The following is a 20,589-nucleotide window of genomic DNA, read 5'->3' on the forward strand; positions in this document are numbered from 1 at the left end:
GGCTGCCTGCTCTACCCTACCTTCGTCCCCATCGGCCGATACCGGTTGCGCCCTATTTCGCTCGTCGAGCCGTCTGGAGCAGCGATTCCGCCGCGGATTGCCAGGTCACCTGGGCATCGATGAGCTCTTGCCGAATCTGTCCGGCGCGACGCCACACGGTTTCCTGATTCTGTAGCCGATGTTCGATCCGATCGACCCATTCTCCGATGGGCACCCGGCTGGCGTAACCCTGCGGCACCAATAGATCGGCCGTGAGTTCCGGCGGGAAACGAGCCGGGTCGGCCAGGAATCGCCCGACCCCGCTGGTATCGGGAACCAGCACGGGCACCCCCACGGCCAGACTTTCGGTAGCGACCATACCGAAGCTCTCCGCACGGGAAGGCATGAGCACCAAGTGTGTTCGTCGCAGATCGGCAAGAATATCGCCAGGGTCCAGAGTGTATGGCAACACCGATACCGATCTGCCTGCTTGCTCCGACAGCAGCAACTCGGCGCGGGAAATCGTTTCCGGCTTGGCGCCGCGAACGGTCAAACCCACGTCGATACCCCGTTCGTTGAGTTGCCGAACCATCTCCGCCGCATCGGCGATACCTTTGCGCTCGTCATTGGCCCGGCCGAAAACCAGGAGGTTGTACGGGCCACCCGGCTCCGGCGGCGAAATCTGCTCGCCGAAAATCAGACCCGGCACCAGTTCGTGGACCAGCGGCTCGGCATGGACCCGATCGGCCATATCGGCCACGTATCGGGTCAGTATCGGTCCGGTACCGACGACGACATCAGCGGTGGAGATCAGAGCGCTCTCCTTGAACTCGTTGGCGACTCCGACTTCGGATTTACCCGATACATTGCCGAAAGCGTGGTTGTCGGTGTGCGCCAGATGGACCAGTGTGGCGTCCGGATAGCGGAGGGCCCGGATGAGCCGACCCGCATAACCCGTGTGGCGACTGTGGGCGATGATCACGTCGACACCGTCGGGCAAGGTGTCCAGATCCGTGGTCATCTGCTCACGTCGATCCACGTCGGGCGCATAATGGCGCGGCCCCAGCACGGTGATGGAATCACCGCCCTCGGCACCGGTGACATCGTGACCGACCCGGACGAACACCTCGTGTCCTCCCGCTGCGAACCCCTCCGCCAGGTTGCGGTTGAGCACCGTCACGCCACCCTGCCCGGGGTGCCATTCGTCATTCAGCAGGAGAACCCGCGCGCGAGCCGATACCCGTGGCCGCGCCGGCTCACCCCGCGCGGCCGGTCCCGAATCGGAATCGGATCGACCGGTCCGTTCCTGGGAACGAAACAGCGGTCCACCGGTTTCCGCCACTGTCGACATCCGACGCGGAAGCTGCGGAGCCGTTGCCAGCAACACCTCGTCGACCTCGCGCAACATCTTGTCCACCGTTGCGATATCGAGCCTTTCGTCCCGGCCCGACTTCGCTATCAGCTCCCGGGTATCTTTGACCACGTCGAGAAAATCCTGTTTCTCGACCGAAGTCCATGGTCTGTCCCGCAGATCTTCCAGTATCCGGCCCGCGGAAGACGGGGAATCGAGTGGCCCGTCGAACACCACCTCGGAGCGAGTTCGGATACGCAGCCGCGAGACATCCGATCCGGACCCCAGATGTTCGACCAGCTCCATGCCGTCGGCATAGCTGCGATCGTGTACCGCCGCGGGCATGTACTCGTCCTCACCGAGAACGAAACGCCGAATCATCGACAGTCGGCTGACCGACGGGGACACGGCGAGAACATCGACGGATACCGCATGGCCGGCCCTGGCGAAACGAGCGACCGTTTCGGCCACTCGGGGCGGCGATTTGAACGTCTCCTCGACCGCCACATTGAAACGATTGCCGACCGCATGATCGAGTGCCATCTGGAAAAAGGCTTTTGCCTCCGGCACGATAGGCCCGACCGGATCCGCGCCCCCACCGGCCACCAGCTCCGCATATCGAGGATGGAAGCGGAACATCTGGTTCACCGTCAGATGAGCGAGACCGTCACCGTCCGCGAATTCGGCATGCAGCTGCCGTATCAAAGTGGATTTTCCGGCACCGGTCTGAGCCACGACCACTATCGCTTCCGGCGATTTATCCCCTGCGACCGACCGCACCCCCCCGAAGATCGCGGGCACGACCTCTTCCTCGAAGAGGCGGCGTAGTTCGGTGTCCGTCAAGCGGTACCCGGCCTCGGGGTCCGGCTCCGGGTTCGATCCGCCGGGGGGCTCGATGTCTTCCGCAATGGTGCCGTCGACCTCGAGCCGTTCCCCGGCTCCCGGCCCCGCGCCTTTTCCCTCGGATACGGCACGCACCGCGTCGAGGCCGAGGACGCCCTCGCCCGACGGGCCGAACCCGAGGTGGGATTCCGGGTGTGTTCCAGCGCCGACACGAGCGCTTGCCAGCCCGATGGCCGCACCGCTCGCAATGGCGGTACCGATTTCCTCCCAACTCGAGGGGAAGCCGACGAGCGGAGCTACGGCGAGCACCCCGCCCAGGACCCCGGCCCCGCTTTCCGACAACACCACCGCCGCCCGACGTGCTCCGGTGACAGCTCCGTTGCCCGATAAGGCTGCCATGCGACCGCCGACAAACCCGGCCACCGTCGAACCGGACCCCGCGGCGAACGCCACACCGACCGATCGCCAGTCCAAGTGCTCCCGGTTACCCGACACGATTTGCGCCTGTTGCACAGCGAGATCGACGCCGGCCGGCAGTGCGGCGTATCCGGTGAGGGCCAGTCCGGTGCGCCATGCCGCTCGGGCAGCCGCCCCCTCGGCAAGCCGCGCGATGAACGCCTCGAGCATCAGCAAGAATCTTTTTCTCGCCGACTGCAATACCGGAAGGACACCCCAGATACCCCCGGTACCCATCGCGACCATTACCTGCTGTGTGGTGACCAACCCGAGTATGGCCATCGACCACAGCGCCTTCTCCGATTCGTCGGCGGCATGGTCGCAGCGATCCGCCATGACCTGGCAGAGCCGGTGCGAGTCGGACAATCGGTCGACGTCCTGCTGCAGAACGTCGGTAACGGCGATACCGGTCCGGCCCTCGAGCGGCAGGGCGGCCGCCAGGCCCGTCAGTCGGTCACCGGAGTTCTCGAGCGCATTTCCCAGAGTTCGCCATCCCTCGGCCAACAGGCGCATACCCCCGATATCCATCTGGGGGATCTCACCGCCGAACACCCCGATCTGCACCGGCAGTGGAAGCTCGGCCAGCACTTGGTAGGGCGTCAGCGACAAGAACTCGTCTCCGTTCCGATGATGTCGACAAGCTCGACCGACAATACCGGTGGGATGTCATAGGACCGCGCGAATACCCGCGAATACCCGCGAATACCTCGGCCTTTACCTCGGCCTTGTGAAACAGCTTCCCCGCTGCTCGGGATGGCCCACCGGCTGCTGTCCCACTCCGCCGAACCGGTCGGACGGATTCGCCGGCCTCGGCCGGTGACACCGGGTTCGGTATCCGTCGTACACCCTTGCACATGATCTTACCGATCGGTGGAGATCCCCGCCGACCATCACCTCTCCGTATGGAAGGCCGGCGCCGATGCCTTGCGAAGACCCTAAGAAAGAGAACCCTAAGAAAGAGAAAACTTCAGATGCCGACAAGCGGCCGGTATGACGAGAATCGCCACCCTGACCTGCAGGGTTTGGTGGAGCTAAGGGGAATCGAACCCCTGACCTTCTCGATGCGAACGAGACGCGCTACCAACTGCGCTATAGCCCCGGGTGGTCCGTTGACCGAACCGCCATGACACTGTAGCAAACACGGGCCACAGACTCCGAATCGAGGTCCTCACCTGCGAGTATGTCGCTAGCCGTTCCCTCCGGGCGCCGGCGTCCGTCCAGGTCGGTTCACGCCCCGGCGGCCCGGCGGATATCACCGCCGGCGGCGCGGTGGCGAACGGTACGAGCGATGGTGGGATCGTAGGTCTCCAGGTGCTCGAATGCCGGATCCTCGTCGTCGGGCTCCAGCAATTCGGAACGGCGGAGCAATGTGCGCGCGGTATCGCGGTCCATGCCCCGGTGCCCGGCGGAACCGGCGTATCCGGGATGCCCGGCTTCGGCGAACCGACGGTTGCGGGCCAACCGGGCGCTGCGACGCCGGCGGATCTCTTCCTCCATCCGCACCTGTCGGCGCAGATAGACCAGGTAGGTGACGAGCACGGTGACCGCACCCCCACAGCCCCACCAGAATGGGGGCGCCACGGCGATACCCAGACCGCCGCACAGCAGCGCCCCGAGCACGAGAGCCAGGACGGCGCGCTGGCGGAAGGTGTAGCGGGCGGCGCGGGCGGCCGCGTCGGCTTCGGGGTCGTATCCACCGCGGCCACGTCGGGTGGGAACGAAATCGTCGTCGAGATCGTGCGGCCGGCCGGTTTCGGGGTCGCGCAGGGCGGGCGGGCCGGCAGGCGGGATCCGCGCCGGTACGGCGTCGCCCCGCTCGTATGGTTCGGGCTCCGGGTCGGTGATCGCGGTGTCCACGGCGCGGGCGGCCTCGTCGTCCACGTCGAACCGCTCGTCTACGGTGTCCGGCGGGTCCGCGAGGGCCACGCCGACACCGGCGCCCGAGTGTTCCTCGTCGGTCTCGGCGACGGGATCGTCGGCCGATATCGTCATCCGATCCTCCGCATCTTTACTGTGATGACGCTTTCTGTAGGTGCGGGTGGGCCGCTTGCGGGCATGCTCACTTCTGGCTCGCCGCTTGGCATCTCCGCGGTGCAGCACCCGGGTGGCCAGGGCGGTGTCGGTGGTTCGTCGTATTCTCGGATGGCGGTCGGCGAGGATAGGGAACAGCACGAAGACCCAGAGCACGACCAAGCCGATCCACAGGATCGAATTCGGCATAGCCGTCCACACCTCCGTCCCCGCCTGGTCGTTGTTGTGAGCCCATACGGCCAATGGCATTCACCGGACCGCGGTATCACCCTGCGGCACCGGGTCACCGAGCGCGTGGCGGGCTCCCGATCGGTGGCACGGGGGCGCACCACCGACGTCCGTAGGTTAATTCCGAGTAGGGGGATGGCACGGCAGGCGCGCCGAGCACATGCGCCACATGAGTCACATTTCCATCGGACCGGGCCAACCTCGGGCGGATTCGCCGATTACCGATTCACTTCAGCGTCAACCGCCCTTCCCGAGCCAACCGATTCACCACCGGCCCCGACAGCTCTTCCACCGTGATTCCGACCAACAGGTGATCGCGCCACGCGCCGTCGACATCGAGATACCGGCGCAGCAGCCCTTCTTCACGAAATCCCACATTGCGCAACACGGCCTGGCTCGCCAGATTCTCCGGTCGCACAGTCGCTTCCACCCGATGCAGTCCCACCGGGCCGAAACAGTGATCGAGCCCCAACGCGAGAGCGGCCGTGGCCACCCCCTTCCCGCCGACATCCTTGGCCACCCAATAGCCGATCCACGCCGAACGCAGTGCTCCCCGCACGATATTTCCGACGGTCAACTGCCCACTGAAGGCTCCGTCGACCTCGATGGCCAACGGGATCATCGCCCCCCGGCGGGCCTCGGCCTTCAAACTCGACCACAGGGGAGGCCAATTCGACGCGTGGTTGCGTGTCTCCCAGGTACCTCGGCCGGTGGGCTCCCACGGTTCCAGATGTGCTCGGTCGCGCAATCGGATCCGACTCCAGGCGGCCGCGTCGCGCAGCCGCACCGGACGTAACGAGACCTCCCCGGCGGCCACGCCGACCGGTCCCAGGCGCGCGGGCCACCCGGGATGCTGGGAGACTCGGAACACGTTCACCGACTCCACTTCTCAGCCGCGCTGCGCCAGGAATGCGACTCGCACCTTGTCGCCGGTACGAATATCGGTGTCGTCGGGTTCGACCACGATCAGGCTATTCGCCTCGGCCAATGTCGCCAACAGATGGGAGGACGCGCCCGCCCCGTTGCCCAATGGCTGCACCAGATACTCACCTGTCGCTTCGTCCCGCATGAGTTGGGCCCGCACATACCCCTTACGCCCGGCTATGGACTGGATGGGCGTTATCGTGCGGGCCTTGATGATCCGACGCATCGGCTGGCGTCGCCCCAGCGCGATTCGAATCAACGGCCGTACCATAACCTCGAACACCACCAGCGCGCCCACCGGGTTGGACGGCAGCAGGAATGTGGGCACCTCGTCGCGGCCGAGCCGCCCGAAGCCCTGCACCGAACCGGGATGCATTGCCACCCGGGTGATCTCCAGTTCGCCGAGCCCCTCGAGCGCCTCACGTACCTGTTCGGACGCCCAGCCACCGACCGCCCCCGCGATCACAACGATCTCGGCCCGGACCAACTGGCCCTCCACCACATCGCGTAAGCGGCGGGGATCGCCGTCGACGATGCCGATTCGGTTGACATCCGCACCGGCATCGCGCGCGGCGGCGGCCAACGCATACGAATTCACGTCGTATACCTGGCCGGGTCCCGGGGTGCGATCGATATCGACCAGCTCCCCACCGATGGATATCACCGACAGACGAGGACGCGGATGCACCAGCACCTTGTCCTGGCCGACGGCGGCGAGCAGGCCCACCTGTGCGGCGCCGATGATCGTGCCCGCACGGACCGCGACGTCCCCCGGTTGCACATCATCGCCGGTGCGGCGAACGTAATCCCCCGAACGCACCGGCTCGTAGACCTTGATCCGGGATAGACCGCCATCGGTGTAGTCCAATGGAAGTACCGCGTCGGCCAGGGTGGGCAGCGGTGCGCCGGTGGCGACCCGCACCGTCTGTCGGGGCTGGAGTCGGATGGGCTGACGTGAACCGGCCATCACCTCTCCGACCACCGGCAGGGTCAGATCCACCAGGTCGCCGTTCTCGTCACGGATATCGGCACCCGCGGAGGCGACATCGACACTGCGGACCGCGTAACCATCGATGGCGGCCTGATCGAATCCGGGCAACGGCCGTTCGGTGATCACGTCCTCGGCGCACAACAGGCCTTGGGCCTCGGAGATCGGAACTCGGACCGGCCGGGGCGCGACCGCCGCGGCAGTCACCTTGATCTGCTGATCCTCAACCGAGCGCATTCGGCCCTTCCCGATCTTCCTCGCTAGCAGTCGATCTCATTGGTACGCGGTGAGCTGTGGATCCCGGTCGGGGCCGAGCCGGTTCCGAAGCCATTCGCGTAGGGCAGGACCATATTCCTCCCGCTGCAGCGCGAAATCCACCGCAGCACGAAGATAGCCGCCCGGGTTCCCCAAATCATGGCGCGACCCACGGTGCACCACCACATGTACCGGATGACCTTCGGATATCAGCAGGGAAATGGCATCGGTGAGTTGTAGTTCACCGCCCGCGCCGGGACCGATCCGTCGTACGGCGTCGAATATCGCGCGGTCCAACAAATAACGTCCCGCGGCGGCGAAGGTGGACGGCGCCGCGTCCGGATGCGGTTTCTCCACCATGCCCTTGACGCGCAAGACATTCGGCCCGAGCGCATCGGGCGCCGGCGCGACATCGAATACGCCGTACGCACCGATCTCCTCCGCGCGTACCTCGATGGCGCACAGCACCGATCCGCCCAGTTCTCGGCGTACCCGGCTCATCGCTGCCAGCACCCCGCACGGCAGCACCAGATCGTCCGGCAGCAGCACGGCGACCGCGTCCTCGTCGGGAGCGAGTACCTGTTCGGCTCGGGCCACGGCATGCGCGAGCCCAAGCGGTTCCTCCTGCACCACCGAGATCACATCGAGTAACTCCGGCGCCTTGCGGACTTTTTCCAAAAGATGAAATTTGCCGCGTTCGACCAGCGCGTTCTCCAGCACCAGATCTTCGACGAAATGCGCCACGACCCCGTTCTTACCGGGCGATGTCACGATCACCAGTCGCTCGGCTCCGGATTCGGCGGCCTCGGTGGCCACCAATTCGATTCCGGGGGTATCGACCACCGGCAGCAATTCCTTGGGCACCGTTTTGGTCGCGGGCAGAAATCGAGTTCCGAGTCCGGCCGCCGGCACAACGGCAGTACGGAAACTCGATCCCCCCGCCGGGACGAACTCCTCGCCATGCTCTGCGGCCTCGATTGTCATACACACACCCTATCCATCGATAACGTCCCGCGACCGGCTGCACACGGCTCGGCGACCGGAACGGAATCGAGCGGACGGCATTCGACATCCCATCGACGGTGGAGGGGGTAACCGCGGAGCGGACCCCACCCGACCTGGGCGGATACCGTCGTGGACCTATGGTGGTCACTGTGTACATGCCCGATGATCACGGCAAACATATCCGGCGCAGGGAGATCCTGGCCCGCCGCGCCACGGTCTCGGTCCGACGCCGCGCGGATGAGGCGGCCGCCTTGGCGGCGGCCCTGCGCGGCGTCGATCCGGGCGCGTGGGCATGCGCCTATGTCCCGAGGCAGGACGAACCGGGGTCGACGGCGATGTTGGAGGCCCTGCGGACGGCCGGGGCGCGGGTGTTGCTGCCGGTGACCGGGCCGCCCGGCCCGCTGTCGTGGGGGGAGTACACCGGCACCGCGGAGCTGCGCCCGGCCCGGTACGGGTTGCTCGAACCCGTCGGCCCGGTATTACCGCCCGAGACCGTCGGCCGGGCCGAACTGATCCTGGTGCCGGCCCTGGCGGTGGACCGCCGCGGGGTCCGACTGGGTCGCGGCGCCGGTTACTACGACCGCACCCTGGTCGCGGCTGCCCCCGCCGCCCGACTGATCGCGGTGATACGCGACGACGAATTGGTCGAGCGCCTGCCGGAGGACCCGCACGATATCCGGATGGGGTGGACGCTCACCCCATCCGGCGGGCTGCGTCCGACCTCGAACTGTCACGTTGCTCACGATCCCGGCCCACGGGAATAAGCCCCGGACTAGCGGCGTTGGCACTGTCGGCTGTAGAGTGCTAACTCGACGAGACCCGCCGGAGGATCCAGTGCCAACCTATTCTTACGCCTGCACCCAGTGTGACAACCGCTTCGATATCGTCCAGTCCTTCACCGACGAGGCGTTGACCGTGTGCTCCGAGTGCTCCGGGAAACTGCGCAAACTCTTCAACTCGGTGGGGATCGTTTTCAAGGGCAGCGGCTTCTACCGCACCGACAGCCGGGCCGGTTCGAGCACCGCCAGCGAACCCGCCAAGTCCGATAACGGCTCGAACAGCTCGACCACCAAGTCCGAGTCCACGTCAACGTCCACGTCAACGTCTACGTCAACGTCCACGTCGACGAGCACTACATCCTCCTCACCGGCCGCCTGATCCCACGAGTCGCTTCCGCGGAGTACGGTCCGCCGTCCACACCCCGGAAGTTGTCCACAACCGGTCGTTCACCTCGTCCGGCCCGCTGAACTCGGCCATACGCTCGGCGCATGACTCGTGCACGCGCCCCCATTCGCCCGGGTGGACAACTCCGCTTCCGACGTACGCTCGGCAACGGAGAAACCTGGCGCGACGTCTTCGCACATCGGCCGACCTGGGCCGATGCACTCCTGGTGCGCCGCCTTCTGGCCGTCGTGTTCGCCACAGCCGCTGTGGTCCTGTGGTTTCGCGGCGATCCCGATGAAGCCCGTGTCGCCGTCGTCGTGGCGAGCCATGACCTCCCGCCCGGTCGCCTACTGGATCCGGCCGATCTGCGGATCACCAACCGGCCCGCCGAGACACTTCCCGCCGGCGCCGTCCACGACCCGGCGCCGTTGACCGGTGCGATACTCACCGCAGCCCTACGGGCCGGGGAGATCGTCACCGATCTGCGGGTGGTCGGCCCCCGCCTGGCCGCGGTCGCCTCGGGGACCGAGAACGCCCGGATCGTGCCGATCCGACTGGCCGACGATGCGGTCACCGATGTGCTCCGCGCCGGGGACCGGGTGGACGTGGTGTCCGTCGAGAACAGCGAGACCGCCGCGGCCACCACACTGGCCACCGACGCGGCGGTGGTACTGGTCTCCGGATCACCCACCGAACCGGGCCCGGGCCGAGCAAACGATCGGGTGGTACTCCTCGCCCTGGATTCCACCCGAGCCGCGGCCGTCGCCGCGGCCTCGCTGAACACTGCCCTCACAGTGGTGTTCCATTGACGAAAGCGAGCCGGAATGCCGCGACGGGTGTGCGACAACGTGACTCCCGAATATCACCGATATCGGGCCATATCACGGCTACACGAAGGCTCACCCTCGTGTCATCCCCCCTGGACATGACATCGACTGCGCAGGAAGGCCTTCCGGGGATACACAGCGCCCCGATGGCAATCTCCGGGCTATCCCATGTGATGGATTCTTTCCCCGGTGTCACGAAAAGGTGTCACGAAAAATCGATTGCGCCGTGTTTGCCCACCGGAGGTGCGGCCCATCGCGCCGCCATACGACCCGATAAAAAATTTTGTCGCTTCGACCTTTTCGGAGCATCAAGTCGCTATCCTCGTGCGTGAGGGCGGGTCTCCCGGAAACGGGAGACCCGCTCATCGCCACTTCTGGGGCAGTTCAGCGCAGCGTTTCGGCCACGGAGGCCGGACGTTTCCTGGGCAACGACCCGGTCGGCCAAGGATCCCGCTGATCCGAATCATCGGTGTCGGCGTCCTTCTTGCCCTCGGTCTTCCTTTTCACGCGATCCTCGACCACGGTGGCCATTTCGGTGTTCCGGCGATCCGGCGCCACCAGCACGGCGGTGATCGGCACCGCCAACGACAGCATGCCCACGACGAATGCGGGGAACGCGAAACCGAACAGTTCCTGTCCGTGCGACGAACCGGCCGACTCGTCCACGATGAATTCCAGTCCCAGGACACCGAGGTGGTAGTACGCGATCACCCCCAGGGCGAACGCCATAACCGTGCCGATCCGGGCCAGGGGGAACCGGTACACCTGGAACAACCACAGACACAGCGAGGAGGCGAGGGTGCCGACCACGACGGCCAGGGCGAACAGCCAGGGAGTCACCTCGACCCGGCCGTGGAAATCCACCGAATCCAGCATCTCGTACAGCATGATGGCCAGGAACACCGCGAACGCCACCGCGCCGCCGGCCAGCCGCCGCGGCCGAAACTCCCGTCCGGCGATCATCATCGCGACGAATACCGCCAATACGGCCATCCCGCCGGAGGTGATCAACTTCCCCGGGTCGTAGCGCAGTACGTCCCCACCCGGTAACGACAGCCCGAGCAGCGACACCACCGTGGCCACCCAAATACCGACCCCGCCGATCGCCACCGCGGCGGCGGCCACCCACACAGGACGGAACCGAATCGACCGGCGTGCGTTCACGCCGCACGCCAAACCAACCGTCATACCGACCACCGAGACGCCGAACACCAGAACGGGCAGCCAATACCCCATCGTGAACAGCTCGACATTCACCTCGCTCGCGGCCGTCAGCCGCTGGGTGTCAGCCATGCCGGGAGACCTTTCCGAACTCCGCTTCCTGTAGCCGGGAAATCGCGTATTCCGTGACCGCGGCCAGTGTTTGGCGCACTTCCACCGCATTACGCGCATCGATATCGACGATCGGCACACCCTCCCGCACCGCCAGCGCCTCCCGGAGTTCCGCCATCGGGAACCGTGGTGCGCCCGGGAACCGGTTGACCGCCACCAGGAACGGCAGTTTGCGTGCCTCGAAGAAATCCACCGCCGCGAAACTGTCCTCCAGCCTGCGGGTGTCGACCAGCACCACCGCGCCGATGGCGCCGCGAACCAGGTCGTCCCACATGAACCAGAACCGACGTTGCCCGGGGGTGCCGAACAGGTAGAGCGTCAGATTCCCCGGCAGGATGATGCGCCCGAAATCCATGGCGACCGTGGTGGTCGTCTTGTCCGGGGTGTCGGCGAGATCGTCGACACCATCGGAAAAGCTGGTCACCATGGCCTCGGTGCGCAAGGGGACGATCTCGGAAACCGCATCCACGAAAGTGGTCTTACCCGCCCCGAAACCACCGGCGACGACAATCTTGGTCGAAGCGGGGCGCTCTCGGTCGTGGGGCGCGGCGGTGGTGTCGGCGTTCCTATAGGGCACGGAGTCCACGCAATGTCCTCTCCATCAGGGAACGGCGTTCGTCGTAACTCGACTTCTCGCTCATGGTCGAATGCACGCGTAGATTTCCGTCCACGACGAGGTCACCGATGACCACACGGACCATGCCGAGCGAACGGTCCAGGTGCGCGGCGATTTCGGCGACCGACAATCGATGTACGGCGAGGCGGAGAATCTCCATCCGAATATCTCCGGCGCCGCGGTCGACATGAGCGTGATAGGAAATCGTTTCGACCACCGCCTCGATGGGCAGGTCGACGGCGGGTTCCGTACGACCGGCGGTCAGGGCGTACGGACGGACGCGATTGGCGGAACGGTTCTGTGGCCCGGGGCCGTAATCGGACATGGCCTACTCAAACAGTGGAACGGGCGGTCGCGCTGACCACTGAGCCGACCCGGTCGACCAGTAGCGCCATCTCGTAGCCGATACGGCCGATATCGTGCTGTTTATTGGCCAGAACGGCCAGGTGCGAGCCATTGCCCACACTCATCACCAATAAGTAGCCGCGCTGCATCTCCACAATGGACTGCATCACCTTGCCACCGTCGAAAAGCTGAGCTGCGCCGCTCGAGAGACTCGCCAGTCCGGCGGTGACGGCCGCGAGCTGTTCGGCCCGGTCCTCGGGCAGGTGTGGACTGGTGGCCTGCAACAGCCCGTCCGCGGAGACCAGGACGGAGTGGGAAACGCCCGGGACCTCCCGGGTGAACCGGGCCACCAGCCAGTTGAGGTTCTCGTCCGTGCCGCTCTTCGGATTGGTCATGCAAGCCCTCCATCGTTGTTCTGTGCATGGGCCCGTCCACTGCGGACGCCACTGAGATGTCTGGTCAGGCTGTTCCGGATCTCCTCCGGGTTACGTGGGGCTTCTTCCTCGACAGGTGCCAGACCCCCGGGTACCAGCTGTGCGCCGGGGCGGCGGATCGGCAGGCCGCCTGTGGTTCGGGAGGTGGAGGTCGGTTTGGCGGCGTCCTCGGCGGCAAGCCAACCGTCGTCCCCGGGGGACGACCAGCTCCGGCCGGGTGTGTCCGCAGCGGCGGGCTCGACCAACCATTCCGAAACCATGCGCTGATAGATCGGGGTGGGAGACTCACCGGTCACCGGTTGCAGCCGGTGGGAACCGGTGGTTGTCGGATTCGGCTCGAACGAGGGGCGTTCCGCACCGGTATCCGTCTCGTCGCGATCGAATCCGGACCGCCAGGACGATGGGTCCGAGGGCGTGGTCCGGGAGGGTAGCGACCATTCGGAGCTCGGGTTCGCCGTGGTCATCCCCGAACGGACGGTATCGCGTTCGGGTTCCGGTTCGAGGCTCACCTCCGGATAGGACTGTGTCTTGTAGGCCTCCGACCACAAACCGGTCGGCTCCTCCGGATCCGCGTCGAACGATCCGTCGCTCCCGGTCGTGGTCTCGGCTTCTCCGAACGCCGAAAACGCCGGCGACTCCGATTCCGGACGCCTGCGCATCGGCAGACCGGAACTGCTTCGCGGGGTGATTCCCGCGCCGGCCGCGCCGTGTTCGTGGTCGTCGAAAGTGGTGCCCGGGTTCGTGGACCACATCCCGCCGCCCGTAAGGGCGGAATCGGCCGGGCGATTCGTCGCGGACGACCCGAACGAGGTGGCCGGGGCCGGTGTATCGGTGCCTCGGTTCATCGGGCGACGCTGCGGCAGCGCGAACTCACCGGTACCGAACGCAGATTTGTCCGCCGACGATCCCACCGGGGTGGGGGTATTCGGCGGGTTCGACGGGTTCGACGGGAAGGAGCCGCCGCGGGGCAGCAGCGGTTCGGCGAAACGCGCAGGCTGTTGCGTCTGCGCCGACGTCCGGGTGGACGGATCCGGTACGACCGACAACGCACGCTGGGTCGCCGCGGGACGGTCGAACGCCGGGTCGGGCGCCCCGCCGAGCGCAGGAGACAGGTCCTCGGCCGCCGCACCGGTATCGGGGGCGACCAGCGCGCCGGGCAGATGCACGCTCGCGGTGATACCCGGCTGCTGCGCCATGATGGACGTGCGCCGCAGCCCGACCGTGATCGAGTGGCGTTTCGCCAACCGGCCGACGACGAACAGGCCCATACGGCGGGCGGTTTCGACATCGATCTGTCCACCGGAGGCCAGGCGGGCATTGATGGCCTGGAGGTCCTCTGCCGACATACCGAGGCCGCGGTCGGTGATCTCGATCAGATAGCCACCATCCACCGCACGTGAAACCGTTACGGCCACCGGAGCACTGGGGGGTGAATAGCGCAATGCGTTATCGATCAGCTCGGCCAGCAGATGCTCGATGTCGACCGCTACCTCACCGGCGACGACGCCCTCGGGCACATTGCCGATTTCGACGCGCTGGTAGTCCTCGACCTGGGAAACCGCGGACCAGAGCATATCCGTCAGCGGTACCGGCGGCAGCACCCCCCGACGCAGCGGCGTGCCGGCGAGCACCAGCAGATTGTCACCATTGCGACGCATTCGGGTGGCCAGATGGTCGAGTCGGAACAGGCTCTGCAACCGGCCGGGGTCGTCCTCGTCGTGTTCGAGTTCCTCGATCAGCGCCAGCTGCTGCTCCACCAGGGTCTGGCTGCGCCGGGACAGGGTCTCGAACATATTGCCGATCTGCAGGCGCAATCGGGCCTGTTCGGCCGCCAGCTCGAGTGCCTGCTCGTGGATTTCGTCGACCGCGCGGGCCAGCTGACCGATCTCGTCCTCGCCCTGGACATCGACCGGCTCGACCTGGGGGGTGGCGCCACCGCTGCGCACCACGGCGAGTTCGTCGGGCAGTTTCACATGGGCGACCTCGAGCGCATCGCGGCGCAGGCGGCGCACCGGGACGACCAGGGTACGAGCCACCGCCAGTGCCAGCGCCAGACCGGCCAAGAGCACCGCGACGACCAGCGCGGACTCGCGCAACGCGCTGTTTCGGGCCTCGATGGTGCTGTCGTACAGGGAGGTGTCGACGACCCGGATCAGGTGATCGGTTATGGAGTTGTAGGTGTCGGCGCTGATCCGCAGGGAGTCGCGCACGGCCGGATCGGCCGCCGAATCGGGAGTGTTTTGACCGAAGGCCGTCAAGCGGGTCTGCACGGCGTCGAGCAGGGTGCGCACACCCTCCATGTCATCCGGCCTGACCTGCCCGTACAGGGAGATCATCGTCAGCTCGGCGCCCCCGGAGGTCAGTACCCGGGCCCGCATGCTCGGATTGTTCGCCGCGTCGGGGGAACCGAGCGCCATCCGCTGGACGGTCAGCTGTCGGCGCGCGTTCTGGATCGTGGTCAGCTGCTGGAAATACCGCTGGATATCGAGGTCTTCGACGGTGGGCGACAGCATCAGCGCATTGCCCAACCGCGCCGCGATCTCATCGGCGTGGTCGGCCATCATGGCGGGCGACCCGTTACGCAGACTGTTGCGCATGGTGGAGCCGAGTGCCACAGCGGCGGCGACCTCGGTCTTCACCTCACCGGTGACATCCGCTTCGCCCAGGGCGTTCTCCAGATCGGTGAGCGCGGAGTTGAAGGCGGTGAGCGCGGCCTCGGTCTCCGGACTCGTCGTGGCGGTCCGACCGGCGACGGTGGTGAGGGCGAGTTGTTCGGTGGCGGCACCGTAACGGACCAGCGGCTCGATGATCTCGGACTGTTCGGTGGCGGCGCCGAGCATCTCGAGAGCACGCAGCTCGTTGTTGATACGCAGGACCGCGAAGACGGTGGCCAACAGAACGGGCAGCACGAGCACGATGCCGACCTTGCGGGTGACCGACCAGTTGGACAGATTGAATTGCCAGAATCGCGGTGCTTCCATCCGCCTCTGTCGCCTCCGCATCACGAACGACCTCGTGTGGCATTGGTGCTGTTCGCGTTTACGGTTCCCACCGCACGGAACCAACCAGAGGTCTGTTTTTTCCCGCTCGGAACATACCGCGCACAGTAGATAACGGCAATCGCTGACCTTATCCTTTTTATCCTTGAAAATACTTGGACGGAATACCTTTCGAGGCCTGCCGGTTCTGTGTGCGCATACACCGGTAAACAACGAATGAGCCAGGTCACGCCCACTGTCACGATAGGGAAAAAGTGACGGACGGCGTGTTTCGACCTCCTCTCAGATGCCTCTCAGTCGATACGTTCAAACTGGAGGCATGCGCATTCTGGTAGTCGACGACGATCGTGCCGTGCGAGAATCGCTGCGCCGATCGCTGACCTTCAACGGCTACACCGTCGATCTGGCAGTGGACGGTCTCGACGCTTTGGAGAAGGCCGCCGGCCAACGACCGGACGCACTCGTCCTGGATGTGATGATGCCGCGACTGGACGGTCTCGAGGTGTGCCGCCGGTTACGCAGCACCGGTGACGATCTACCGATCCTGGTCCTCACCGCCCGCGACTCGGTATCCGAACGCGTGGCCGGCCTCGACGCCGGCGCCGATGATTACCTACCGAAACCGTTCGCGCTGGAGGAACTGCTCGCGCGACTGCGCGCCCTGCTGCGCCGCCGGGCCTCGGGCCCCGACGACGACTCCGAAACCATGCGGTTCGCCGATCTGTCGCTGGACCCGGTTACCCGGGAGGTGTCCCGGGGCAACCGTGCGATCTCGTTGACCCGCACCGAATTCTCACTGCTGGAAATGTTGATGGCGAATCCGCGCCGAGTGCTCACCCGAGGACGCATCCTGGAGGAGGTCTGGGGCTACGACTTCCCCACCTCTGGTAACGCGCTGGAGGTCTACATCGGCTACCTGCGTCGCAAGACCGAGGCCGACGGTGAGCCCCGCCTCATCCACACCGTGCGCGGTGTCGGTTACGTTCTGCGCGAAACCCCGCCGTAAGCTGCGTCCGCAATGGCACGTACTCCTCGCACCTCGGCGAAACGGCCTACCCGAACCACTCGACCGACCGTCGCTCCCCTCGGCCGTCCCTGGCCGGACGAACCGGCGCCGATGCGCCCGCCGACGCCACTCACCCGCTCCGTTTCCCTGCGGTGGCGGGTGACGCTGCTGGCCGCCTCCGTGGTCGCCATCGCGGTCGCGGTCACCTCCATCGCCGCCTACGCCATGGTGGCGCGGGCACTCTACAACGCGGTGGACGCCCAGTTACGGGCCCGCTCGGCCACCATGATCAGCGGCGATATCGACAATATGGCCTTCCAGTCGCTCGGAGTGGCGACCCTGTTCTCGAACGATATCGGTGTCGCCCTGATCTACCCGTTCTCGGTGTCCGCCCAGGAGAGGACCGAGCCCGGCAGCCTGCCGGTGTACATGCCACCGCAACCGACCAAACCACCGATCGGAACCGAGGAGATCGAGGTCGCCGAGGGCGAACGCACATCGTCCCTGCGCACCTACAACAATCAACGGGTACTGGCCCGGCGCATGGACTCCGGTGTCACCCTGGTGATCTCCCAGCGTCTGGAACCGACCCGCGAGGTACTCGATCGGCTGGCCTGGCTGCTGTTCGTGGTCGGCGGCTGCGGCGTCGTCCTCGCCGCCGCGGCCGGAACCGCGGTGGGCCGCACCGGTTTGCGCCCGATCGCGCGACTCACCGCCGCCACCGAACGCATCGCGCGCACCGACGACCTGACTCCCATCCCGGTCACCGGCGACGACGAACTCGCCCGGCTCACCGAGAGTTTCAACACCATGCTGCGCGCACTCGCCGAATCCCGGGATCGCCAGCGACGGTTGGTGGCCGACGCCGGACACGAACTGCGCACGCCGTTGACCTCGCTGCGCACCAATATGGAACTGCTCATCGCGTCGAGTCGCCCGGGCGCCCCCGATATTCCCGACGAGGATATGGCCGAACTGCGCTCGGATGTGATGGCCCAGATCGAGGAGCTGTCCAACCTGGTCGGCGATCTGGTGGACCTGGCCCGGGAGGACGCGCCGGAAAGTGTCTACGAACGGGTGGACCTGGGCGAGGTGACCGAACGCGCGCTGGAACGCGTGCGCCGCCGCGGCGCGGTCGAGTTCGCCGCCGAACTCCGGCCCTGGTTCGTCTACGGACAGGAAGCCGCTCTGGAGCGGGCGGTTCTCAATGTGTTCGACAATGCCGCGAAATGGAGCCCCCCCGGGGAGCGGGTGCGGGTGGTCATGGCGGAAACGGGACGCGGCCTGCTGGAACTATCGGTCGACGACGCCGGTCCCGGTATTCCGCCCACCGAGCGCGAACTGGTTTTCGAGCGGTTCTACCGCACCACGGCCTCCCGATCCATGCCGGGTTCCGGCCTGGGGCTGGCCATTGTGAAACAGGTCGTCATCAAACACGGGGGCACCATTGCCATCGACACCTCCGAGCGCGGTGGCGCTCTGGTCCGTATCGTGCTGCCCGGCGAAAGTGGAGCACCGACGGAACCGGCGGAACAACAGCCTTGAACAATCCCTGCACCCACCCCACGGTCGACTTCGGTTTCGCGGGTGAAACGATATCCGGCGCATCCATCGGCCCTGGTCGTGATCGGTATCCAATTGCGACCCACACACCCGCGGTGATCGCCGCGAACCGTGATACGCAGAAAACTGAAAGCGCGGTCTCAGTCCGCTCTCAGTCGTCACCGCCAGGCTGGGCGACAGATGTGTGAAGGAACGAGAAAGCCATGACCGAGGATTTCACCCAGCGACCGCACCCGGTCGAGCAGGATCCGACGCCATCCGCACCCGGGCATCCCCAGCCCGGGTATCCGCAGATGGGCGCGGGATACCCCCCGATGGGTCCGCCGGTCGAACCGCCCCACCGGCCGATACGTACCGGCCTGATCGCGGGCGCAGTGGCGCTCGCGCTGGTGAGCGGCGGGATCGGCGGGGCGGTTGGGGCGCTGGTCGCCGGATCCGACGACGGATCGGGAAGCCGGGCCCCCGCGGTCAACGCCTTGGATTCGCCCCGGCCGAGAATCGATAACACCGCCGCCGCCCCGCCGGGTACGGTGCAGGCCGTGGCGCAGAAAGTGCTGCCCTCGGTGGTGATGATCGAGGTGGCCAGCAACCGGGCACAGGGGGAGGGCTCCGGGGTGATCCTGTCCTCCGACGGCTTGATCCTGACCAACCACCATGTCGCCTCCGGTGGCGGGCCGAGGGCAGAGATGCGGGTCTCCTTCGCCGATGGGAGCACCGCGCCGGCCACTCTGGTGGGCGCCGACCCGGTATCCGATCTGGCGGTTATCAAGGCCGCGGGCCGCACCGATCTGACCCCGATCGAACTGGGCAGTTCGGCCGGGTTGCAGGTCGGCCAGCCGGTTGTCGCCATCGGGTCACCGCTCGGACTCGCGGGCACGGTTACCACCGGCATCGTCTCGGCGCTCAACCGTCCGGTGTCCACCACCGGTGAGGGCGGCAACGATCCGACGGTGCCCAACCCGGTCATCGATGCCATCCAGACCGATGCCGCGATCAACCCGGGCAATTCCGGGGGCGCCCTGGTGGACGAACAGGGCAAACTCGTGGGAATCAATACCGCTATCGCCACCCTCGGCGCCAGTGGGCTCGGCGGGCAGCAGAGCGGTTCCATCGGTCTCGGTTTCGCGATCCCGGTCGATCAGGCCCGCCGCGTCGCCGACGAGCTGATCAACACCGGCCACGCCACCTACGCCCAGATCGGCGTCACCGTGCAGCGCGACGAGACGATCACGGGGGCCCGGATACTCGATGTCGCCCCCAACGGCCCGGCCGCCGCCGCGGGTATTCCGCGCGGCGTCATAGTGACCCGGGTCGACGACCGCACCATCACCTCCGGCGACGGACTCGTCGCGGCGGTGCGCTCCCGGACACCCGGAGACAAGGTGAAGGTTACCTATACCGACGAACGCGGCGGCAACAGCAAAACGGTCGAAGTGACCTTGGCCGCCGCCCCTGTGGAAGGAGACCGCTGATGCAGTTGGTAACCGGGGGCTGGGAGCCCGGCATGCCCACGGACGCTACGGTGAGCACTATGGAAATCGATGCTCCCGTGGCGGGGCGGGCACTGGTCGTGATCGTCGACGATCGAACGGCGCACGGCGGCGAGGATTCCCTCGGCCCGTTGGTCACCGAACTGCTCACCGAGGCCGGGTTCCTGGTGGACGCGTCGGTGTCGGTAGAAGCCGATGAGGTGGCGATCCGCAACGCGCTCAATACAGCGGTGATCGGCGGCGTCGACCTGGTCATCTCGGTCGGCGGGACCGGTATGTCCCCGCGTGATGTCACCCCGGAGGCCACCTCCCAGGTGCTGGATCGGGAACTGCCCGGCATCAGCGAGGCGTTGCGCTCATCCGGACGGGTGGCCGGCTCGCTGGACGCCGGACTGTCCCGTGGTCTGGCCGGTATCTCGGGGAGCACCCTGGTGGTGAACCTGCCGGGCACCCGGGCCGCGATCCGCGACGGTATGGCCACCTTGGGACCGCTCGCCAGCCGAGTGATCGGCGAACTGTCCGGCCTGATGGAATGACATCCGGCTCCGATTCTCCCGGCGGTCCCCGTCCACGTCGGATGGGGGACCGGGCCCGTCTGGACCGCGTCTTCGGCGACGTCCTACCGAGCACGACCCGAGACGAACGAGACGACGAGAACCCCGTCCGACGAACCGATTCCGAGGAATGGCTGCGCGCCCAGGTGCCACCGCATCACGGCGGTGTCGGTTAGCCCGCGAACCGTGACAACCGCCC

The 20,589-nt window shown here is 66.4% G+C and carries 17 protein-coding genes and 1 tRNA gene; 7 read left to right on the forward strand and 11 right to left on the reverse strand.

Annotated elements, in window-relative coordinates; genetic code table 11:
• Nucleotides 1-52: 52 nt before the first annotated feature.
• The 6 genes from ON32_RS18080 to ON32_RS18105 form a co-directional block, all read right to left on the reverse strand.
• The gene (locus ON32_RS18080; RefSeq protein ID WP_157224231.1) at nucleotides 53-3,238 is read right to left on the reverse strand and encodes a zeta toxin family protein; all 3,186 of its coding nucleotides are present in this window, start codon (nucleotides 3,236-3,238) and stop codon (nucleotides 53-55) included.
• 414 nt (nucleotides 3,239-3,652) lie between these two features.
• Nucleotides 3,653-3,728: transfer RNA gene (locus ON32_RS18085), tRNA-Ala, on the reverse strand.
• 128 nt (nucleotides 3,729-3,856) lie between these two features.
• Nucleotides 3,857-4,849 carry a divisome protein SepX/GlpR gene (sepX, locus tag ON32_RS18090; protein WP_040792120.1) on the reverse strand — a complete coding sequence of 331 codons (993 nt, stop codon included), beginning with the start codon at nucleotides 4,847-4,849 and terminating at the stop codon, nucleotides 3,857-3,859.
• 265 nt (nucleotides 4,850-5,114) lie between these two features.
• Nucleotides 5,115-5,765 (reverse strand): GNAT family N-acetyltransferase, encoded by a 651-nt coding sequence (locus ON32_RS18095; RefSeq protein ID WP_085995226.1) that lies wholly within the window; start codon nucleotides 5,763-5,765, stop codon nucleotides 5,115-5,117.
• Nucleotides 5,766-5,777: 12 nt separating this feature from the next.
• The gene (gene glp / locus ON32_RS18100) at nucleotides 5,778-7,037 is read right to left on the reverse strand and encodes a molybdotransferase-like divisome protein Glp (RefSeq protein ID WP_040792121.1); all 1,260 of its coding nucleotides are present in this window, start codon (nucleotides 7,035-7,037) and stop codon (nucleotides 5,778-5,780) included.
• 36 nt (nucleotides 7,038-7,073) lie between these two features.
• A complete protein-coding gene (locus tag ON32_RS18105; protein WP_040792122.1) occupies nucleotides 7,074-8,039 on the reverse strand; it encodes a UTP--glucose-1-phosphate uridylyltransferase in 966 nt (321 codons plus the stop codon).
• A 158-nt stretch (nucleotides 8,040-8,197) separates the two neighbouring features.
• Between ON32_RS18105 and ON32_RS18110 the strand changes: the two genes are divergently transcribed.
• The 3 genes from ON32_RS18110 to ON32_RS18115 all read left to right on the forward strand — a co-directional run bounded on the left by ON32_RS18110 (nucleotide 8,198) and on the right by ON32_RS18115 (nucleotide 10,033).
• Nucleotides 8,198-8,824 carry a 5-formyltetrahydrofolate cyclo-ligase gene (locus ON32_RS18110; RefSeq protein ID WP_051133391.1) on the forward strand — a complete coding sequence of 209 codons (627 nt, stop codon included), beginning with the start codon at nucleotides 8,198-8,200 and terminating at the stop codon, nucleotides 8,822-8,824.
• A 70-nt stretch (nucleotides 8,825-8,894) separates the two neighbouring features.
• Nucleotides 8,895-9,218, forward strand: a complete 324-nt coding sequence (locus ON32_RS27855; RefSeq protein ID WP_083874610.1) for an FmdB family zinc ribbon protein — start codon at nucleotides 8,895-8,897, stop codon at nucleotides 9,216-9,218.
• Nucleotides 9,219-9,328: 110 nt separating this feature from the next.
• A complete protein-coding gene (locus tag ON32_RS18115) occupies nucleotides 9,329-10,033 on the forward strand; it encodes an SAF domain-containing protein (RefSeq protein WP_051133392.1) in 705 nt (234 codons plus the stop codon).
• Between the two features lie 402 nt (nucleotides 10,034-10,435).
• On the opposite strand, the gene ON32_RS18120 is transcribed toward ON32_RS18115, so the two are convergent.
• From ON32_RS18120 to ON32_RS18140, 5 genes are read right to left on the reverse strand one after another with little or no spacing between them, the layout of a single operon-like run.
• Nucleotides 10,436-11,344 carry an MHYT domain-containing protein gene (locus tag ON32_RS18120; protein WP_174361648.1) on the reverse strand — a complete coding sequence of 303 codons (909 nt, stop codon included), beginning with the start codon at nucleotides 11,342-11,344 and terminating at the stop codon, nucleotides 10,436-10,438.
• Nucleotides 11,337-11,960 (reverse strand): GTP-binding protein, encoded by a 624-nt coding sequence (locus ON32_RS18125; RefSeq protein WP_040792198.1) that lies wholly within the window; start codon nucleotides 11,958-11,960, stop codon nucleotides 11,337-11,339. The genes ON32_RS18120 and ON32_RS18125 overlap by 8 nt, the downstream gene beginning before the upstream one ends.
• On the reverse strand, nucleotides 11,950-12,324 hold the full coding sequence (locus ON32_RS18130; protein ID WP_040792123.1) for a DUF742 domain-containing protein: 375 nt from the start codon (nucleotides 12,322-12,324) through the stop codon (nucleotides 11,950-11,952). Before ON32_RS18130 ends, ON32_RS18125 begins: the two co-directional genes overlap by 11 nt.
• Nucleotides 12,325-12,331: 7 nt before the next feature.
• Complete coding sequence (locus ON32_RS18135) at nucleotides 12,332-12,739, reverse strand: roadblock/LC7 domain-containing protein (RefSeq protein ID WP_040792124.1); 408 nt, start codon at nucleotides 12,737-12,739, stop codon at nucleotides 12,332-12,334.
• Nucleotides 12,736-15,759: an ATP-binding protein gene (locus tag ON32_RS18140; protein ID WP_040792125.1), complete on the reverse strand. Its 3,024-nt coding sequence runs from the start codon at nucleotides 15,757-15,759 to the stop codon at nucleotides 12,736-12,738. The genes ON32_RS18135 and ON32_RS18140 overlap by 4 nt, the downstream gene beginning before the upstream one ends.
• A gap of 337 nt (nucleotides 15,760-16,096) precedes the next feature.
• On the opposite strand from ON32_RS18140, the gene ON32_RS18145 reads away from it, so the two are divergent.
• The 4 genes from ON32_RS18145 to ON32_RS18160 all read left to right on the forward strand — a co-directional run bounded on the left by ON32_RS18145 (nucleotide 16,097) and on the right by ON32_RS18160 (nucleotide 20,372).
• Nucleotides 16,097-16,783 (forward strand): response regulator transcription factor, encoded by a 687-nt coding sequence (locus ON32_RS18145; RefSeq protein WP_040792126.1) that lies wholly within the window; start codon nucleotides 16,097-16,099, stop codon nucleotides 16,781-16,783.
• A gap of 111 nt (nucleotides 16,784-16,894) precedes the next feature.
• The gene (locus ON32_RS18150) at nucleotides 16,895-18,328 is read left to right on the forward strand and encodes a HAMP domain-containing sensor histidine kinase (RefSeq protein ID WP_245551128.1); all 1,434 of its coding nucleotides are present in this window, start codon (nucleotides 16,895-16,897) and stop codon (nucleotides 18,326-18,328) included.
• A gap of 221 nt (nucleotides 18,329-18,549) precedes the next feature.
• On the forward strand, nucleotides 18,550-19,818 hold the full coding sequence (locus ON32_RS18155) for a S1C family serine protease (protein ID WP_083874611.1): 1,269 nt from the start codon (nucleotides 18,550-18,552) through the stop codon (nucleotides 19,816-19,818).
• The gene (locus tag ON32_RS18160; RefSeq protein WP_051133393.1) at nucleotides 19,818-20,372 is read left to right on the forward strand and encodes a MogA/MoaB family molybdenum cofactor biosynthesis protein; all 555 of its coding nucleotides are present in this window, start codon (nucleotides 19,818-19,820) and stop codon (nucleotides 20,370-20,372) included. Before ON32_RS18155 ends, ON32_RS18160 begins: the two co-directional genes overlap by 1 nt.
• The last annotated feature ends 217 nt before the right edge of the window (nucleotides 20,373-20,589 follow it).

The sequence above is a fragment of the Nocardia paucivorans NBRC 100373 genome (assembly GCF_000308675.1).
Classification (GTDB): domain Bacteria; phylum Actinomycetota; class Actinomycetes; order Mycobacteriales; family Mycobacteriaceae; genus Nocardia; species Nocardia paucivorans.

Bases quoted from the DNA above. Each gene is read 5' to 3' on its own strand.
- sepX (WP_040792120.1), bottom strand. From the start codon at position 4,849: ATGCCGAATTCGATCCTGTGGATCGGCTTGGTCGTGCTCTGGGTCTTC.
- glp (WP_040792121.1), bottom strand. From the start codon at position 7,037: ATGCGCTCGGTTGAGGATCAGCAGATCAAGGTGACTGCCGCGGCGGTC.
- ON32_RS18105 (WP_040792122.1), bottom strand. From the start codon at position 8,039: ATGACAATCGAGGCCGCAGAGCATGGCGAGGAGTTCGTCCCGGCGGGG.
- ON32_RS18110 (WP_051133391.1), top strand. From the start codon at position 8,198: ATGGTGGTCACTGTGTACATGCCCGATGATCACGGCAAACATATCCGG.
- ON32_RS18115 (WP_051133392.1), top strand. From the start codon at position 9,329: ATGACTCGTGCACGCGCCCCCATTCGCCCGGGTGGACAACTCCGCTTC.
- ON32_RS18120 (WP_174361648.1), bottom strand. From the start codon at position 11,344: ATGGCTGACACCCAGCGGCTGACGGCCGCGAGCGAGGTGAATGTCGAG.
- ON32_RS18130 (WP_040792123.1), bottom strand. From the start codon at position 12,324: ATGTCCGATTACGGCCCCGGGCCACAGAACCGTTCCGCCAATCGCGTC.
- ON32_RS18135 (WP_040792124.1), bottom strand. From the start codon at position 12,739: ATGACCAATCCGAAGAGCGGCACGGACGAGAACCTCAACTGGCTGGTG.
- ON32_RS18140 (WP_040792125.1), bottom strand. From the start codon at position 15,759: ATGGAAGCACCGCGATTCTGGCAATTCAATCTGTCCAACTGGTCGGTC.
- ON32_RS18145 (WP_040792126.1), top strand. From the start codon at position 16,097: ATGCGCATTCTGGTAGTCGACGACGATCGTGCCGTGCGAGAATCGCTG.
- ON32_RS18150 (WP_245551128.1), top strand. From the start codon at position 16,895: ATGCGCCCGCCGACGCCACTCACCCGCTCCGTTTCCCTGCGGTGGCGG.
- ON32_RS18155 (WP_083874611.1), top strand. From the start codon at position 18,550: ATGACCGAGGATTTCACCCAGCGACCGCACCCGGTCGAGCAGGATCCG.
- ON32_RS18160 (WP_051133393.1), top strand. From the start codon at position 19,818: ATGCAGTTGGTAACCGGGGGCTGGGAGCCCGGCATGCCCACGGACGCT.